Origin of the sequence: Paenibacillus sp. GCM10027628 (assembly GCF_042676385.1) — a bacterium.
Taxonomy (GTDB): Bacteria; Bacillota; Bacilli; order Paenibacillales; family NBRC-103111; genus Paenibacillus_E.
In genome coordinates this window covers 1,122,387-1,141,230 of record NZ_JBHTHA010000002.1, presented here as the reverse complement: position 1 = coordinate 1,141,230, position 18,844 = coordinate 1,122,387, and the positions used below count along the sequence as shown (strand labels likewise).

General features: G+C 43.1%; 15 protein-coding genes and 1 pseudogene. 15 read left to right on the top strand and 1 reads right to left on the bottom strand.

The features are described 5' to 3' along the window. Positions 1 to 534: 534 nt before the first annotated feature. Both sigK and ACFQZT_RS05870 read left to right on the top strand, forming a co-directional pair. Positions 535 to 1,047: pseudogene (gene sigK / locus ACFQZT_RS05875) on the top strand (RNA polymerase sporulation sigma factor SigK); the annotation flags it as partial. A 64-nt stretch (positions 1,048 to 1,111) separates the two neighbouring features. Beyond that, on the top strand, positions 1,112 to 1,249 hold the full coding sequence (locus ACFQZT_RS05870; RefSeq protein ID WP_379297981.1) for a Ger(x)C family spore germination C-terminal domain-containing protein: 138 nt from the start codon (positions 1,112 to 1,114) through the stop codon (positions 1,247 to 1,249). 7 nt (positions 1,250 to 1,256) lie between these two features. On the opposite strand, the gene ACFQZT_RS05865 is transcribed toward ACFQZT_RS05870, so the two are convergent. Further along, the gene (locus ACFQZT_RS05865) at positions 1,257 to 2,156 is read right to left on the bottom strand and encodes a helix-turn-helix domain-containing protein (protein ID WP_379297483.1); all 900 of its coding nucleotides are present in this window, start codon (positions 2,154 to 2,156) and stop codon (positions 1,257 to 1,259) included. A 183-nt stretch (positions 2,157 to 2,339) separates the two neighbouring features. On the opposite strand from ACFQZT_RS05865, the gene ACFQZT_RS05860 reads away from it, so the two are divergent. From ACFQZT_RS05860 to ACFQZT_RS05800, 13 genes are all read left to right on the top strand, one after another. Continuing rightward, complete coding sequence (locus ACFQZT_RS05860) at positions 2,340 to 4,082, top strand: class I mannose-6-phosphate isomerase (protein ID WP_379297481.1); 1,743 nt, start codon at positions 2,340 to 2,342, stop codon at positions 4,080 to 4,082. Between the two features lie 32 nt (positions 4,083 to 4,114). After that, positions 4,115 to 5,047, top strand: coding sequence for an ROK family protein (locus ACFQZT_RS05855; RefSeq protein WP_379297479.1), 933 nt, complete (start codon positions 4,115 to 4,117; stop codon positions 5,045 to 5,047). A 140-nt stretch (positions 5,048 to 5,187) separates the two neighbouring features. Then, complete coding sequence (locus ACFQZT_RS05850; RefSeq protein ID WP_379297477.1) at positions 5,188 to 5,853, top strand: GntR family transcriptional regulator; 666 nt, start codon at positions 5,188 to 5,190, stop codon at positions 5,851 to 5,853. A gap of 55 nt (positions 5,854 to 5,908) precedes the next feature. Next, entirely contained in the window at positions 5,909 to 6,670 is a 762-nt protein-coding gene (locus tag ACFQZT_RS05845) for an SDR family NAD(P)-dependent oxidoreductase (RefSeq protein ID WP_379297475.1), read from the top strand. Between the two features lie 25 nt (positions 6,671 to 6,695). Further along, positions 6,696 to 7,793 carry a mandelate racemase/muconate lactonizing enzyme family protein gene (locus tag ACFQZT_RS05840; RefSeq protein WP_379297473.1) on the top strand — a complete coding sequence of 366 codons (1,098 nt, stop codon included), beginning with the start codon at positions 6,696 to 6,698 and terminating at the stop codon, positions 7,791 to 7,793. Positions 7,794 to 7,878: 85 nt separating this feature from the next. Next, positions 7,879 to 8,202, top strand: a complete 324-nt coding sequence (locus ACFQZT_RS05835) for an L-rhamnose mutarotase (protein WP_379297471.1) — start codon at positions 7,879 to 7,881, stop codon at positions 8,200 to 8,202. 78 nt (positions 8,203 to 8,280) lie between these two features. Beyond that, positions 8,281 to 8,499, top strand: coding sequence for a hypothetical protein (locus ACFQZT_RS05830; RefSeq protein ID WP_379297469.1), 219 nt, complete (start codon positions 8,281 to 8,283; stop codon positions 8,497 to 8,499). Positions 8,500 to 8,775: 276 nt separating this feature from the next. Beyond that, positions 8,776 to 9,876 carry a GntR family transcriptional regulator gene (locus tag ACFQZT_RS05825; protein ID WP_379297467.1) on the top strand — a complete coding sequence of 367 codons (1,101 nt, stop codon included), beginning with the start codon at positions 8,776 to 8,778 and terminating at the stop codon, positions 9,874 to 9,876. A gap of 17 nt (positions 9,877 to 9,893) precedes the next feature. Next, a complete protein-coding gene (locus tag ACFQZT_RS05820; RefSeq protein ID WP_379297465.1) occupies positions 9,894 to 12,266 on the top strand; it encodes an AraC family transcriptional regulator in 2,373 nt (790 codons plus the stop codon). Positions 12,267 to 12,460: 194 nt separating this feature from the next. After that, positions 12,461 to 13,393, top strand: coding sequence for an ABC transporter permease (locus tag ACFQZT_RS05815; protein WP_379297463.1), 933 nt, complete (start codon positions 12,461 to 12,463; stop codon positions 13,391 to 13,393). Between the two features lie 14 nt (positions 13,394 to 13,407). Further along, a complete protein-coding gene (locus tag ACFQZT_RS05810) occupies positions 13,408 to 14,295 on the top strand; it encodes a carbohydrate ABC transporter permease (RefSeq protein WP_379297461.1) in 888 nt (295 codons plus the stop codon). Positions 14,296 to 14,373: 78 nt separating this feature from the next. After that, positions 14,374 to 15,921: an ABC transporter substrate-binding protein gene (locus ACFQZT_RS05805; RefSeq protein ID WP_379297459.1), complete on the top strand. Its 1,548-nt coding sequence runs from the start codon at positions 14,374 to 14,376 to the stop codon at positions 15,919 to 15,921. Positions 15,922 to 15,999: 78 nt separating this feature from the next. After that, entirely contained in the window at positions 16,000 to 18,651 is a 2,652-nt protein-coding gene (locus ACFQZT_RS05800; RefSeq protein ID WP_379297457.1) for a glycoside hydrolase family 38 N-terminal domain-containing protein, read from the top strand. Positions 18,652 to 18,844 lie beyond the last annotated feature (193 nt).

Here is an 18,844-nt window from a genome sequence, read left to right as displayed (position 1 = left end):
TTATTCGTTCGAAGCCTGATTGGTGGTCATTTACCCACCAAATGCGTCAAAATGTTCTCTATTTAGAGACCTTGGTTCTTTCCACAACGGGTAAGGGGGAACTGTAGACATATAGGGCATTACCGACTGTTTAGGCATTCCATTCTTCTCTACTTGTGGTCATTCCAGACAAATAGATTGATGATATTTATCCATAAATCGGCATCTTGCACAGTTACCTTTGTTTCCTATCGAATTATAAAACGCACCTCTATCGGGGAGGTAAGTCATTTTCCAGTGACGGAAGAGCCTTATCTAGCAAGGCATATAAATTATGAAATTGACTCCAAGGTTCAAAAGTTTACAAGGCGCTAATAATTAAAAAACACATATGATTAAGAAGTAAACAAGATGTTAGAGAGGAGGTTATAAGTTTATGGATCAGTGTACGTTTAGACCCAATATTAGCATGGATGAAGTTCTTGCTCCACAACCGCTTCCGATATTAGAGGGCCATGGTCCGACCGATTTAGGTGAGCTACATCGTTTCGTGTTCACAATGTAAAAAAATTCGATAACACAGGTGAAGATCTGGAGGATTTGATCTCCATCGGAACGATTGGATTGATCAAAGCGATCGAATCGTTCTCGCCGAACAAAGGGACGAAGTTGGCGACATTTGCGGCTCGTTGTATCGAGAATGAGATCCTGATGCACCTGCGTTCGCTGAAGAAAACGCGCAAGGATGTGTCCTTGCACGATCCGATCGGCACAGACAAAGAGGGGAATGAAATTACGTTGATCGACATCCTTGGTACGGAAGCCGATGATGTCGTGGATAAGGTGCAGCTGAAGATTGAGAAAAGCAAAATCTATAAGAATTTAGATATATTGGATGAGCGGGAAAAAGAAGTAGTCGTTGGGCGGTTTGGACTGGAATTAGGCTGAGAAGAGCGGACGCAGCGGGAGATTGCGAAGGAGCTGGGAATCAGCCGCAGCTATGTGTCGCGGATTGAGAAGCGGGCGCTAATGAAGCTGTATCATGAGTTTTATAAAGCGAAGCGGTAGGTAAGAAAGGGTAGTAAGATGTGCGTAGGTGCCATCGAACTACTCTTTTTTTATTTAATGCAATATATCTGAACAAGTCCGAATTCATTATCCAAAAGTATGGGAACAAATAAAAGAGGACTGGGATCAAACGTTCAGTACGGTTCCAATCAAATACACAGTCAAACTCCCCGCCGTGCGGTCGCCGCATACTATGCGATGATGCCGTTCTATCTGGGAATCAGATTGTCGGAGAACTGAGACTTGCGGAACATAGCAGGAGGAACGCCAATTTTATTGGTAAAAACGCGTGTAAAATAATGAACGGATTCGAAGCCCGCTGCCTTTGCAATTTCTTTTACGGCCAATTCGCTGTTCAACAACAATTCTATGGACTTTTGAACTCTTTTTTCCTGAATATAATGGATGAAGCTTTGACCTAGGTGACTTAAAAATAATCTGGACAAGTGCCTCTCAGAGATATGTAAATACTGTGTAATATGCTGTAGGGTGAGCGCAGATGAAAGATTATCGTCGATGTACAATTTCGCTCTGTGTATCAATCGGTTTGCATTCGTGTCTCGCAATCGTGGATCGTCAGACGTGACGGTTTGCTCGGAAAACAAATATAAGAAAGATTGCAGCAGAGAATGGCATAAATGAAGATACATTTCTTCGGTTGCCGGGGTTCCCTTTTCGATTAGTCCCAGAATCGCATTCCATATATGGATGGATGGGGAGGCTTCGGCATGGGAAATGACGGCTTTCGCTTTTTCGGCCAGCTCTTTAAATTGATGAATGCAGGCAGTCGAAGATTCGGATTCATTCACTTCAAACGCGACAAAAAACAATGCGAGTCCTGTTGTGCTTTGAATCTGGTGCCAGACACCGGGGCGCGAGCAAAATATCGTTCCTGCGGATAAAGGATACGTGATGCCGTACTCTGTGTAGCTTCCCTCTCCTTGCATGACATAACACACTTCGAAAAAAGAATGCCGGTGCACCGGATTATCAAAATGCTCCGGCATCATTCCCCAGTAGTGAACAAGAAAGGAAACCTCTTCTCCGTGCAATTCAATCGCGCGTTGATTCAGAAGTGTGTTTGCTTGTTTATATAAGTTATGATCCATCAGATTTATCCCCCATGATCTATCATTGAATGAATTCTATCACATTATTTGTCCGAATCGTACAAAAAATCGGCGCTTCTATACAAATACAATTGTCAGGCCGGAAGCTAAAATGAATTGTGAAAATAGTAATAAATCGTGCATAACGGAGTATCACCAATCTTCTTGAAGGGAATATGATCAATGGCAACTTTGTACAATAAGGAACCGGTTATTGAAATCAAAGGCCGGGAAAAAGAGATTTGGAGCGGTTACGGGCAAATAGCCCAAGAGCTGTTTCGCTCGATAAACGAAAGAAATAAATTTGTTCTGACGATTGAGTGCTATCCGGCTGTTCGTGTGGAAGAGATTGTGGAAGGGCTGAGACTCGGGCTGAATCCGGTAAAGGTTATTTATGCCGAACGGGCCGCCAAGGATCAGGGACAGATGGAGGAGATGATTGAACGATATTTGACGGACGATCGAGTTTTTGGTTATATGGCTCCGTTTCATATCGGCGATTTCTACGATCACGGGAAATTGGCGCAGCTGCAGGGTGAAATTGACTCGATTACCGAAGGACTCGTTATCGTGATCGGCACCGGAGCTACGTTAGTGTCAAAAGGAGACATATTGGTCTACGCTGATTTGGCGCGTTGGGAAATTCAGCTCAGATACCGCAGCCTCGAATTTGGCAATTGGCTCGCAGATAATCACGCGGAAGATATTCTGAGAAAATATAAACGCGGTTATTTCATTGAATGGCGCGCCGCGGACCGAATGAAGCGCGCCGTATTGCCGCAGGCGGATTATTATTTGGACACGAATGCCAAAGACGATCCCAAGATGCTGAGCAAGGACGCATTATTTGAAGGGTTTAAGCAAGCGGTTCGCCGGCCTTTTCGATTGGTACCGTATTTTGACCCCGGTGTATGGGGAGGGCAGTGGCTCGAAGAAAAGATTGGTTTGGACAAACGCGAGCACCCTTACGCATGGGGGTTTGACGGCGTTCCGGAAGAAAATAGCGTATATCTGCAATATGGCAGTACTCGGGTCGAAGTACCTTCGATCAATCTGGTCTTTTTTGAACCCAAAGCTCTGTTAGGGGAAAAGGTGTATACACGATTCGGGGCAGAGTTTCCCATTCGCTTCGATTTTCTCGATACGATCGGAGGCCAGAATTTAAGCCTGCAAGTTCACCCGATTACAGACTACATGAAAGAAACTTTCGGGATGGCCTATACGCAGGATGAGAGCTATTACATGCTTGAAGCGGTTCCGGGAGCTACCGTCTACCTAGGAATGAAAGAGGGTATTGACCCGAATGCAATGCTGGCGGATCTGGAACATGCACAGGAAGGCGGCTTCTCCTTCCCAGCTGAGAAATATATCAATGTTTTTCCAGCGAAAAAGCATGATCATTTCATGATCCCGGCAGGCACGGTTCACTGTTCGGGAACCGGTGGCATGGTGCTTGAAATCAGCGCAACACCTTATATTTTTACGTTTAAGTTATGGGATTGGGACAGGCTCGGATTGGATGGCAAGCCGCGTCCGGTGCATTTGGCGCACGGCCGCAAAAACATCCAGTGGGATCGCACTACGAATTGGGTTGAACGCAGTTTGGTGAATCCAATCGTCAAGATCGATGAAGGCGAAGGTTGGACTGAGGAAAAAACGGGGCTGCACGAGCTTGAATTTATTGAAACACGAAGGCACTGGTTTACGGATGTGGTTCCACATCATACCGGGGATGGGGTGCATGTACTGAACCTGGTTGAGGGGGAAGAAGCCATTGTAGAAAGTCCGACGGGAGCCTTTGAGCCGTTTAGCATCCATTATGCGGAGACGTTCATCGTACCGGCCGCTGTTGGAGCATATACGATACGGCCGGCAGAGCGATCACAGGGACAGTGTCTAGGAACGATTAAAGCTTATGTCAGATAGCAGATTGGCGTGGACGTGGGGGAAGGCAATCGATGAATATTGCAGTTGACTTTGGCGGAACGAATATCAAAATCGGGTTGGTGAAAAATGGGGAAGTCATCTCGAAAGCAAGCATTCCGGCCCATTCAGAAAGCGGGCTCTTGAAACGTCTTCCGGACGTTGTAAGAACTATCCATAAACTGATTGCCCACAACGGCTCATCGATGTCCGAATGTGCCGGAATCGGGATCGCGACGCCTGGACTGGTGGATACAGCGAACCGAACCATTTTATCGATTAACGACAAGTATTCGGATGCGGTAGGTTTTTCTTTTCAGAAATGGGTTGAAGAAACGTTCTCATTACCCTGCATTCTTGAAAATGACGCCCGAGCAGCGCTTATCGGGGAAACCGCTTATGGGGTGGCATGCGGAGAAACCGATGCCGTATTGATGACGTTCGGCACGGGGATCGGATCGGCTGCCTTGATCAATGGTCAAATCCTGCGGGGGCGTCATTATCAAGCTGGCATCCTCGGAGGACATTTGACCACGGATATTCATGGCAAAGCATGCAATTGCGGAAACATTGGATGTTTGGAGGCTCAGGCAGGACATTGGGCGCTCGGTAACTTGGCGAGAAGGCATCCCGGCTTCGAACATAGCCTGCTCGCCTGCGCTGAGGACGTGAATTATATGACGATTCTAGAAGCAGTCAAGTCATCGGATGCTACGGCCGGCGATCTTTTAAAAGCCTTGATTTCACATTGGAGCGCCGGGATTGTGAATCTTATTCACGCTTATGACCCCGATGTCGTTATTTTGAGCGGAGGGTTAATGAAATCGAAGAAAGACATTGTTCCACTGCTTCAGGAACACGTTCATCGTCACGCTTGGACGCCATGGGGGAAGGTACGAATTGCTGTTGCGGATGATCCGGACACCTCGGTGCTCTTGGGGGTATCACGTTTACTTGATTTGACTTAAGTGCTGGTTAGGAAGCCAGGAGCAGCTTGTTTCCTGGCTTCCTTAACCGCAAAGCATTTTAATAAGTTGCACGTGTAACCTGTTTTTGGTATCATAAATCATGTATGATATATGATTAGAAGTTAGTGGAGATGAAGATTTTGAAAAAAAGTTTAAGCCGGTATGTATTGACAGATGAAATTTATGCTCTATTGAAAGAACAAATCATCAATCACCTTATTGTGCCCGGGGAAAAAATAAATATTGATCAATTGGCCCGCGATCTTGAGGTCAGTAATATTCCTATTCGCGAAGCGCTGTCCAGATTGACTGCTGAGGGCTTGGTGAATATGGTGCCATTTAAAGGCATGTATGCAGCGCAGATGACTCTTCAAGAACTGGATGAAATTTTTGAAATTAGATTGGCATTAGAAGGCATGGCCATTAGAAAAGCAGCTCCTAATATACCTAGTTCCATGCTGGTTGATTTGAAAGCAGAGATGGAGAGATGGTCGAACAGAAAGCCGACGGAAATTGTAGAGAAAATCAATTTGATTGCCGAGATGAACCAGAGCTTGCATGGTTTAATACTTGATTATTGTTCAAATCTTTCATTGAAGAACCTGATCACGATGTATATACAGAGAATACAGAGATATTTAACGGTTATTCAAAAAGGAATGGATCAGCAAGTGATTGAAGAGGAATGGAATGAACATATGCTGGTTGTAAGTTGTTTGACATCAAGAAATTTTGAGGAAGCGGAACAAGCTTTGCTGAAGCATTTGAGCAACTCCCACTTGCGTACTAGAAGTTTCTTTACTTAATTTTTTTTAATAATAATCATACATGATACATGATTAGCTCAAGGAGGGAAACTAAATGCTTTTGTCTGGTAAAACGGCCGTCGTGACAGGTGGTGGCTCAGGAATTGGCGAAGCGATTGTACGTCTGTTTGCCGCTCACGGTGCAAAGGTTGTAATCGCGGACTGGAATTTGGAGGAAGCCGCCCGTTTGGCAGATGAGTTAACGTCAGCGGGCCAAAATGCGGTTGCGGTGAAGGCAGATGTTTCGAAGGAAGATGATGTCAGAGCGCTTGTACAGGAGACCTTACGAAAGTTTGATCAACTAGATGTCGTTGTAAATAACGCAGCTGTCATATTACCTAAGTTTCTAGAGGATATTGAATTGGATGAATGGGATCGGCTGATCAACATCAATTTGAAGAGTGTGTTCCTTATGATTAAGCATTCGCTCCCCGAATTAAGGAAGACGCGTGGCTCGATTGTGAATATGTCTTCTTTAAATGGTTTAGTAGGGCAAAAGATGAATCCCGTATATGCCGCAACAAAAGGCGGAATTATTGCTTTGACGAAATCTCTGGCACTAGATTACGCCAAGGATGGAATTCGTGTAAATTGTATCTGCCCTGCCGGAGTCTCTACACCACTCTTGCAGCAATGGATTCAAGAGCAGGCTGATCCGGCAGCAACCATTCAGATATTGAATGACATGCATGCGCTGGGACGCCCGGCTACATCGGAAGAAGTTGCTCAGGTGGCGCTCTATTTGGCCAGTCCACAATCCGGTTTCGTTACAGGAGTAGCTCTTCCCGTTGACGGCGGGGCTTCGCTTGGTTACTAAATATAAATCTAAGGAGCTGCATCAGATGAAAATTACGAAAGTGGAAAGTTTTGTATTGCACGTGCCAATTACACCGCCGATTACCGACGCTATTAACGTCGCTACACACTGGGGATTAGCCGGTGTGCGCATTTATACGGACGAGGGCTTTGTCGGTTATGGATACACAGGAACATGTGCACATGGCGATGATATGATCGTGGATACGATCGAGAAATACTATGCCCCTCTTTTAATTGGCAAAGATCCTTTCATGGTCAAAGAACTGTGGGATGAGATGCGATTTGGAAAAATGCACTGGATCGGCCGTTCGGGTGTCACACATATGGCGCTGGCAGCTGTAGATATTGCGCTTTGGGACATTATGGCGAAAGCGTCGAATAAGCCTCTGTGGAAGTACCTCGGAGGAGCGAAGTCGAAACCGATTAAAGCCTACAATACGAACGGCGGCTGGCTTAACTGGACCAAGGAGCGGTTGCTGCAGGACGTTACTGATATTGTGGAACAGGGCTTTACTGGCGTGAAAATCAAAGTGGGCAAATCTGATCCGCGTGAAGACTATGATCGATGTAAGGCAGTAAGAAAAGCGATCGGAGACGATATCATTTTTATGATCGACGTCAATCAGCAGTGGAACATCAATACAGCCATGACCTGGGGCAAAAAGCTGGAGGAATTTGATCTTTTCTGGCTGGAGGAACCATTGAATCCGGATGATATTATGGGACATAAAAAATTGGCTGACGAGTTAAACGTTCCCATTGCACTTGGAGAACATGTGTACAACAAATATGCGTTCAGGGATTACATTCACCAGGGGGCAGTCGAATATTGCCAGGTTGACGTCACACGTGTAGCCGGGATTACGGAATGGCTGCAGGTCGCAGGTTTAGCTGCTTCCTACGATGTGCCGATTTGTCCGCATGTCGGCGATATGGGTCAAATTCATCAGCACCTTGTAGCATCTACGCAAAATGCCATAATGCTCGAATATATCCCTTGGATTCGTCACATTTTTGAAGAGCCTGCGACTGTAAAAGAGGGGCATTATGTGCTGCCTGAAATGCCTGGAGCATCGACAACCATTTTGCCCAAGTTTTTTAATGAGTATCGCGTAAGATGAGATCAAGAGAAGGAGCTTACTCCTAAGATGCTCATCAGCATTTTTGGAATTTGGAGAAGGGATAAAAAAGGTGGTGCGTGCCAGTATGAATCGATATGGAAGTGTAATCAAGGTTAAGCCCGTGAAGCTGGATAAATATAAAATGCTACATGTCAATGTATGGCCAGACGTTCTGACGATGATCCACGAGTGCAATATTCGAAATTATTCTATTTATTATAAAGAAGGCTATTTATTTAGTTACTTTGAGTACATCGGTGAAGACTTTAAGCAGGATATGGCTAAGATGGCAGCAGATCCAACAACCCAAAAATGGTGGGAACTTTGCGATCCATGCCAAGAGCCTTTGGAGACGCGGCTTGCAGGCGAATGGTGGGCATCTATGGAGGAAGTTTTTCATAGGGACTGAAGGGTATGAAATTTTAAAGGAATCGTCTTCATTGCAATGAGAGCGGGCCCCCGGAAGATTCCGGAGGCCCGCCGGCGTTTGTCTAAGCACGCTGCGCTCGCTGCCAAACCTCTCAATAAGCTGCTTGAACAGGAGCGCCTGCTGCCAGCGGTCCGAAATTTCCAGCCGGTTTGTCGCATAGTTGTCGGACGTAATGCCGTAAGAGGGAGGCCCGAGCTCGGGAAGAAACGGAAGCACATCTCCCGGCTGAGCTTCCTGCAGCCAATTCCGAACTCCTTTCTCCCACCAGCGCATTAAATGTGGCACCATCGGATGTTCGGCATTCGCTTCGTTGATCAATCTGTTCAGCAAAGCGATCGCCCCATCCCCGATGACGAATGAGTCCATCACCTGTGCATTGACATACTGTGCGCCGAAATCAATCGCCTGCGTGAGAATCCCAGTACTATTATGAAACGGACGCATCCCGGTCTTTTATAATACAAAAACGAAAAAATAATAATTAAATTGACACAGATGATACAATGATTTAAGTTTTTCTTAAGGCTAATAGAAAGGATGGAGCGACTCTGTATGTATGCATTCGAAAAAATAACCCAGCATCTTCGCCAAAGGATTATAGACAGGGAGTGGATTTCTGGGGGACGTCTTCCATCCAGCAGGGAATTGGCCGGATATTATAACGCCAGTGTGAATACAGTGGAGAAGGCTATAAAAGAATTGGTTACATCAGGATTACTAAAGCGGGATAGCCGAAGAGGTACGTATATCGATAATGGTGTTACTCTGGAAGGAGTTAAAGGTGGTTCAGGACTTGTGGCGGCATTTGTCATGGGGATCGATAATCCTTTATGGTCGAGCGCACTTAGAGGGATTGAGGATGTATTACATACTTATGGATTGAACCTTCTACCGTCTAGTGACGGTCAAGACTTTGATAAACTTGAAGTATTAGTCAAACGAGCTGTATCTAAAGGATTTGAAGGTATCATTATGTGTCCTATCATTGAACAGGGGCAGATTGAGAATTTTCAAAGATTATGTAATTTTCTTTTACAAAATGACATCAAAATTGTTTTCCTAGATCGCTATGTGCACGAGTTAAATGTTCCGTTTGTTACAAGCGATAATATGGCTGGAGCGTATAAGCTTACAAATCAACTTATAGCACAAGGACATAGAAAAATATTGTTTATTAGAAATTCCAATGTAAGCACTTTCAATGAAAGGCTGCTTGGCTTTAAACAAGCTATTCTTGACGGTGGTATGGAGTGGTCTAGTGAATATGACCTTTTCATTCCTACAAGGAAGGAAAATTTTGAGGATGAAAAACAAGTATTCTCCTTCAATTTGGAGGCTAAATTGAAAAGTTTGGATTTTACAGCTGTGTTTACGGCCAATGATCAAATTGCTGAAGCAACGCTATTAACAATAGAGCGGATGCGAAAAGAAATTCCAACCGATATATCGATGGTTACCTACGATGCCGATAATTTGAATCGACGGCTAGGACTTAAGATAGCAGGGATGAATCAGCCATTCTATGAAATGGGACAGCTTGCAGCTAAAAAAATGTTGAATTTAATTGAAGGCAAGGCAAAGAATGAAGCATACGGACACATCTGCAAATCCGAATTGAGAACAGGAACGTCAATAGCTTTTATTCCACAATGAGTAAGGAGTAAGTACGAATGAAAAGCATCAAGTTTTTTAAGCGTAACAAGTATTTCACTCGTATTTTTATTTGGATCACTTGTATCACGCTGCTAATCATCTCTTCTTTCTCAGCACTCATTTACTTTAATGTAGAGAATAAGGTGCTTAACAGAGAGTACGAAAACAGCCAGAAGGTATTATTGCAGATGAAATATAATATCGACTATCTGGATTCGATGATTCGTAATCTTACTCTCTCAACTTATAGTAATAACGATGTTAAAGCACTTATGTATTTAAATGAGAGTGAAACATTTGAAAATTTGAAGATACTGAACAATTTAAACAATACCCTCGTAGCAAACAATCCATTTATACAATCTATCTATATCTATAATAATCATAAACATGTGTACTATTCGACATCCGATGGTATCTTTCACAATGATCACCAATTGGAGCAAATTCTTAAAACCTATACGAATATACCGTTGTTAAAGGCCATTGTTCGTAATACGGAGGTCAACAATACCTCCACCGGTAAGAAATACGATACGGTATTAAGTTATATCATGTGCGAGAATGTGGACAGTGAAAATAATATGGATGGCGCTGTTATTCTCAACATCAAGCTGGACTGGTTACTAAATAATATCAAAGCAATCAACCAGTTGAATGATAGTGTGCACAGTCAATTGTATGTTTTGGACAGCAATGGCCAGTTTATCGAGGCGGATCCAACCAAAACGATAACGGATACGTCATTGGGTGCATCATTAAAGGCCGCTTATGAGCAATTGGTTATGAATCAACAATCAACTGCCAAAGAAACACCTGGTTTCTTTACGGAGTCGATAAACCATGAAAAGTACCTTATATCTTATATTCATTTGAGTAATACAGGCTGGACGTTGCTGGAAGGCAAACCCTATAACGAAGTTTATGCCAGTTTGAAACAACTTTTAGACACGATCCTGCTCATTACGTTGATCATCCTGATCGTAGCTTTGTTGTTGTCTATGTCTGTTTCAAGAGGTATTTACAGTCCTGTAAAAAGACTGGTTGAAGTTACAGCGTTAATGGATGATGAGGAGGATGAGGGTAGCCGCTTGTCGCCTAGGACCCATGATGAATTCTCCTATCTAACTGAGGTTTATCAAAAGTCTAAAGAGCGTATCAAGCAATACCATGTAGAAAAGAAGAAGAACATCGGCATCATGAAACTTTATTTTTTGAGAAAGCTGCTTTTTAACAGCAATAGCTTGAATTCAAATGAGTTTGATGATTTACTCCGGGAATTAAACGTATCTCTGGTGAAAGAGAAGCCAATACTCATATGTATTCTGCGTATAGATGACTATAAACGATTTTTGAATAGTAAGAATATGGATGAGAGGGAGTTACTCAGATTCGCTATTATGAACATCACGACGGAGTGCATTTCCAAATCATTTGTTGTTCAAATGGTTGATATGAAGGATGATTCCTTCACAATCCTGATGAATGTAGATGTTATTGATGAAGATGAGAAGAAATTAGAACAATACCTGCATGAAGCGCAAAGCTGCCTTCAGAGATTTTATAAGCTTTCGGTTTCAACTGCATTAAGTAAAAGAATAACAGATTATACCGAAATTACTGCTGAATTTAACAATACAATGTCTAACAGTGACTACAGATATATGTACGGGAAGGGATCCATCATCTCAAAGGCTCTTATTTCCGATCTCACGGATAGCCGTGTCGAAATTGAGCAAGTACTGGAGCTGGAGAATAAATTTTTTGACACGGTAAGAAGAGGCGATTTTGGAAAAGCAACAGAGCGACTAGAGGATCTCTTTTTAAAAATAAAAAAATTAACATACAGTGATGTTATGTATGTCAATATGCATATCGTTCACCGATTCAAAAAAGTGATCTATGAGTCAAATCAGACTAGAAAGGAGCCTATAAGCGTTCATAATACCCTGAGGTACAAGGAATTCTATGAGGTTGAAACGCTTGATGAGTTCAAGGAGCGCCTGCTTGGCATCTTACAGTCAATCGCTGATGAGGGCAAAGAAGCAGCCGCCAAAGGGAATACGGTTGAGGCGGACACGATAAGGGACATTATTGAAACCAATTATTCCGATACCTCGCTGGGTGCTTCGAGCATTTCTGATATGCTTAAATTATCCTCATATAAATTGAGTAAAATCGTAAAAGAGCATTTCGGGATGACGATCCCCGAATATATCAACCACGTCCGATTAAATAAAGCTGTGGAATGGATGGAAAATTCTCAACTTAGCATTCAAGAAATTATGGTCAAGGTGGGTATCGAGAACGAGAGCTATTTCTACAAGCTGTTCAAAAGCAAATTTGGGACTACGCCTAGAGATTACAAGGCTCAAAAAGATCGCATTTAAGCCAAATTTTAACCATCGCCAACGGGGCGATGGTTTTTTTGTGAAAAGTACAGTAGATTTTACGGCAAATTACGATATGTACAGTACTTTTTTAATGCTGCAAAAATGAGCAGTATACGAGAAATCGAATGATTGAGTATGATCGTCTCATACAGATGCACCTCTATAAGGGTGATGGTTAGGAAGGACTGAGGATGTTGAGAATCATAAGGACATTACGAAATGAATGGAAACACTTTTTACGATCAAAGAGCTTATTTCTAATCAGTTTACCGGCGATCCTGTTTGTTGTTGTATTTTACTATCTGCCGATGTTTGGCATTGTTATCGCATTTAAGGATATCAACTATGCCAAAGGTATTTGGGGCAGTGACTGGGTAGGATTCAACAACTTTAAATTCTTCTTTAGTTCCCAGGATGCTTTTCGGATTACACGCAACACGCTTCTATTAAACGGTTGGTTTATTGCGATAGGCATTTTTGTATCCGTTATCGTTGGCGTCCTCATGGCTGAACTTAGCAGAAGAATGGTAAAGATCTTTCAAACGGTTTTGTTTTTCCCCTATTTTTTATCCTGGGTTGTCGTTGGCTTCGTCAGCTATATCTTACTTAATCCGACCTATGGAGTTATTAATAAAGTTATGGAATATTTTCATATTGCAGGCGTGGATTGGTACAGCGCACCCGAATATTGGCCATTCATCTTAACGATTACTTATTTATGGAAAAATGTTGGCTATACGGCGATTATCTTTTTTACCGGATTAATCTCGATTGATGCCAGTTATTATGAGGCCGCTTCCATTGATGGAGCATCCCGATTTCAGCAAATCATGAAAATTTCGATTCCGCTAATCTTTCCTTTAATTACATTGCTGGTGATTTTGAATGTTGGGCGCATTTTTTACTCCGATTTCGGATTGTTTTATTTCATACCTCGCAACGCAGGCACTTTGTATGAAACAACCGATGTTATCGATACTTATGTGTTTAGATCTTTGCGTGTTACCGGGGATTTGGGGATGGCATCTGCTGCGGGACTGTATCAATCCGTTGTTGGTTTAATCTTGGTTGTGGTAACGAATCTGATCGTGAAGAAAGTGAATAAAGAGAACGCTTTATTTTAAGGGAGGTGAAATGCTTGCAAGCATCAATTGAAAACAAAAGTACCAATAACGCATTTATAGTCATCCTGTTCACGGTTATGTCGGCCATTATTATTATTCCTCTTCTCTACGTCATATCCGTTTCACTTTCTTATGATGGAGACATTGCTAAATATGGATATCAATTGATTCCTAAGAGAATCACATTTCTTGCGTATACGTATATTTTCCAAACGCCAAAAGCGCTTTTGCACGCTTATATGATTACTATTATTGTTACGGCAGTGGGAACTGCGCTTAGTCTCCTTCTCACCTCTTCACTCGCTTATGTGATGACGCGGAAGGACTATAGGTATGGTAGAATTACAACATTTTTCGTGTTCTTTACATTATTATTTAATGCAGGACTAGTACCTTCTTACATGGTTGTCACGAATCTTCTGCACATTCAGGATACGATCTGGGCAATGATTCTTCCGTATGGCGTAAGCGCTTGGTTTACTATGCTAATGAGAGGCTTCATGCAGAGCCTGCCATTTGAAATTATCGAGTCAGCCAAAATCGACGGTTCTTCGGAATTGAGCACTTTTGTACGGATTATCCTGCCGCTTTCCAAACCGGCTTTAGCGACTGTCGGGTTGTTCTACGCTCTGGCGTATTGGAACGACTGGTGGCTGGCTCTGTTATATATCAACAATCAAGACTTGATTCCGCTTCAATATTACTTACAGCGAATTATGTCCAATATCGAATTTCTAACTACAAGTGTTCAAGCCGGGATCAGCATTGATCTTAGTCAAATTCCTGCAGAATCATCCCGGATGGCGATCGCCATATTGGCTGCAGGGCCCATGTTATTCGCCTTCCCTTTCTTCCAGAAGTATTTAATTAAAGGCTTGACGGTAGGCGCTGTTAAGGGCTGAAGGCGAAATGAGTCAGATTATCGTTCCGAGTATCGGATGATAATAGATACAGCAAACAGATTAAAGGAGGGTTTCACAGTGAAAAGAAAATTAAAAATCACGACACTCGCTTTGGCAAGTATGTTGTCCTTAAGCACACTGCTAAGCGCATGCGGCGAGAAACAAAATGCATCTCCATCCCCAGCTGCAAGCAGTACGCCAGGGAGCAGTGCTGCAGCAACTGAAAGCAGCAAAAAGCTCGACCCGTATGTCATTACTTGGTACTTGCCTCAAAGCGTATTTCCAGATGCAAAAGCGGTTGCCGAAGAAATGAGCAAGATTACGAAGGAAAAAATTAACGCAACGTTGGACATCCAACTTGTGGACTGGGGTGCATATGATCAAAAAATGCAAACCCTTCTCGCTACCGGTGAGAAAGCAGATTTGATTTTCACCTCCAACTGGACGAATGATTATGTGCAAAATGTGAATAAGGGTGCGTTTCTTGATATCACGGATTTATTACCGAAATACGGTCCGGATATCTTAAAACAGGTGCCAAAAAATGCATGGGATGCAGCAAAAATTAAAGGCAAGCTGTATGCCATCATCAATACGCAAGTTCTTGCAAGAACCCCGGGCGTGTTACTTAACAAAACGTATGTAGATAAATACGGCTTCAAACCGGATCAATTCAAAAAGCTTGAAGATTTGACGCCGTTCTTGGAGAAAATTGCTCAAAATGAAAAAGATAAATATGCATTTAGCTTGAAAAGCGACACCGATGTGTTAGGTAATTATGGATCGGCGCTTGGCTTGGAATACTTCTCCCAAAAGAACCCGGGTGTTGTCCGTATCGATGATAATTCCTCCAAAGTCGTTAACGTATATGAAACACCTGAATTTATTAGTTTCCTCAAGCAGATGCGTGAATGGAATGCTAAAGGGATTATTCGCAAGGACGCCAGTACTTTGAAAGATGTCAATGCTGACGAGAATGCAGGCAAATATATCTCTTCCACATTTACAGTCATCAATCCTGACAGCGCTGCGAATGTCGCTCAAAAATTTGGCGGGGGAGATGCGACTAATGTTCTTCCGGTTGAGTTTTCCAAACCATATATGAGCACTGGCTCGATTATTGCAACGATGACGGCCGTCTCCCGTACGTCCAAAGATCCGGCAAGAGCTATCATGTTCTACAACTTGCTATACTCCGATCCAAAACTGTTTAACCTGATGAGCTACGGTATTGAAGGAAAGCACTACACTAAAGTCGGCGACGATTTAATCAAGAAAATTGATAATGCCGGCTACTGGGCAGATTCAGGCTGGGAATATGGCAACATGTTCAATTCTTACCGCACAAGCCCGACACAACCGAAATGGTACCCTGCAGGACCTGACAAGAACGCAGCAGCAATTCCTTCTAAATTACTCGGATTCTCTTTCGATCCAACGAATGTGAAGAGTGAATTGGCACAGACAGCCTCGGTCGTGGATGAGTTCTATGCCGGTCTGATAACGGGAACAGCTGATCCGGATGTCTACTTGCCAAAAATGAATGACAAGCTGAAGAAAGCCGGACTTGATAAATTACTTGCTGAAATGCAAAAGCAGATTGATGCCTGGAAGGCAAGTAAATAACGAACGATAGCCGCTGGCCTTCTCCCAAGGGTAAGTCCAGCGGTTCTTTATGAGTACAGTTAATTGAGGTGGATGATGATGTCTAAAATTAAAGAAGTGCTTGTGCTTCATCACAGTCATTTGGATGTCGGGTATACACATGCACAGCCAATCTTGCTTGAAATGCAAAAGAATTATATCGATCAAGCGTTGCAATTGTGTGAATTAACGGAGGATTGGTCTGAACTGAATAAATTCCGTTGGACCTGTGAAGCTACACTGCCTGTTCTGCAATGGCTCGAGACAGCCACGTCAAGACAGGTTGAACAGTTCAAACGCTTCTTACAAAATGGGCAAATGAGTATTTCAGCGAATCTATTGCATGCAACTCCTCTTTGCTCGCCGGAACAGATCGCCAAGATGCTATATCCGCTAAAACAACTGCGAACCCGGTTCGGGATTGATATCAAAACGGCGATTAATCATGATATAAACGGTCAGCCTTGGCCATATAGCCAGCTATTACTGGATGCCGGCGTGGAATTTTTTATTATGGGCATTAATATCCATTTTGGCGGATTTCCTTTGACGCGGCCAAGCGCATTCCATTGGCAAACGCCTGATCGAAGAAAGCTGCTCACTTTCAATGGTGAACACTATTCGCTTTTCAGCCAAATCTGCAATGTAAATGCTAAAGATACGAACATTATGGCGGAAGGACTGGCCAAATATGTGGAGAAAATCGAATCCACTCCGGATTATCCGTTTGATTTCATCTATTTGACTGCCACGAATTTACCGCTCTATGATAACAATCCACCGGATCGAGATCTGGCGGAGTTAATCAAATCCTGGAATGGTGAAGGGCGGGAACAGACAATTTCGTTTGTAACACCAGAGCAATTGTACGCAAAGGTTAAAAAATACGATTCACAATTACATGTACACTCGGGCGATTGGACGGACTACTGGAATTTCGGTTCAGGAAGTGCGGCTAAAGAGACCAAGTTGAATCGCAGAACAAAACAGGGTATGAAAGCGGTCGAGCTCATGGATGCTTTTAAGCGTGAGGAGAACCCATCCTATCTTCAAATCAAAGAGCAGGCATGGGAACAAATTCTTTTATACGATGAACATACTTGGGGGACTTTCAATTCGATTTCTGAGCCCGATCATATAAATGTCGATATTGGGTGGATGCATAAAGCCCATTATGCCTATTTGGCCAACAGCTTGACAGGCTATTTATTAGGGGTCCAAATGGAGAAACTGGCCGAAAATCCGCTGCAATCGGAAGAACCTGAGGGAATTATGATTGTGAATCCGTCCTCTGTTCCGGTGACTCACGACATTCGTATTCTATCAAGTTTTAAGACGCCGGGAAGACACCTTAGAGCAGACAGAATGCGTCAAGTGCTGATGAACAATGAAGCTAATCATTCAGGAGCGAGCTATGGGAAGATCGAGCTGCCTCCGTTCAGCTGGCGGAAAATTCCGTTTCAAACATTGCAAGAAGCCGAATTATCGCCGTTAATTTCATCCCATTCAGGCACCATTGAGTGGGTTGAAGAAGGGCTTTGGTCTCGAGATATAACAATTGATGAGGGGTATATTGAAACTCCCTTCCATAAATGCAGTTTTGACCCTTTAACAGGCCGTATTACGAGTCTGTACGATAAAGTACAAAATTGGGAAGTGCTTGACTTATCCAGCCCTTGGACATTATTTCAATATGTGCAGGAAACGATTGATCCCGTTTATCATCCAAATCATCGCAGCACCCTATTTCCAAGAGATGTAGAAAAAGGGAATAACGGTATTAGTGTATGGAATCACGATTGGAAAGCTAAGAGACAAACGTATACGCAAATGAAGTCTTGCTACGTAGAGCGAAGCGCGCATTGTGTTACCTTGATCCTTCGCTTTGAAGCACCTGGTGTGGATCATCTGGAGCAGAGATTTACCTTTTTTGATTATTCTGCTGATATCGAAATGAAGGTTTCCTACAATAAACAAGACATTACAACTCCGGAAGGCACTTATTTTGCAATTCCACTAAATATTGGATCATGGCGCTGTCAATATGATACAGCAGGGCAATTCGTCGAACTGGATGCACAGCAATTACCGGGTGTTTGCAGAGACTACATTACGGTAGATAAGAGTGTTTCCGTATACGACGGCTCTCATGGGGTTACTTTAATTTGCCCGGATGCGCCACTCGTACAGGTCGGTAACTTTAACTTTGGCAAGGAGCAGAAAAGCATCGAGAGGCATGCAAATCCGCTTCTGTTAGCATGGCCGATGAATAATTATTGGGATACAAACTTTCGAGCACGCCAGCCAGGGGCGGTTTCCTTCACCTACGTGCTGTCTACATTCCAATCTTTTGATCCGGCTTCTGTTATGGAATCGGCTGTCCGGGCCGTATCTCCGGTATTAATAACTCCTGCTATAGCATGCAATGAAGAGGAAAATGGGCAATTTATTCAGATAAGCGGAGAGGGCGTTCAGGTTTTCGACGTTAAGCCGTCCGAGGAAGGGACAGGTATCGTTGTACGCCTTAGCAATTGCACGGATCAGAAGGTGAACGCCAAGCTTCATCTTCCGAGTCGAAAAATTTATGAGGCTTTTCAGACAAATGTGTTAGAAGAGATTTTATCTGAAATCACTAATATTCAGAACCATACTATTGAGTTAAGGCTTGAAGCTAAGCAGATGGTTCATGTCCTTGTAAATTTTGAAAGCTAACTTCATTCAACTGATAAAGTCTACTTGATTGGATTCCATTGTGCTTTTAATAAGTTAATATCCGAATGACATGAGTCAGGGTAGTTTAGTTGATTCATGTCATTTTCTCAAATCAAATGTAAGCGCTCTATTTTCTTGTTGAAAGGAGGTGAAGCGAATTGAAGCTCAGTACCCGATTATTGAAGCAAAAGTC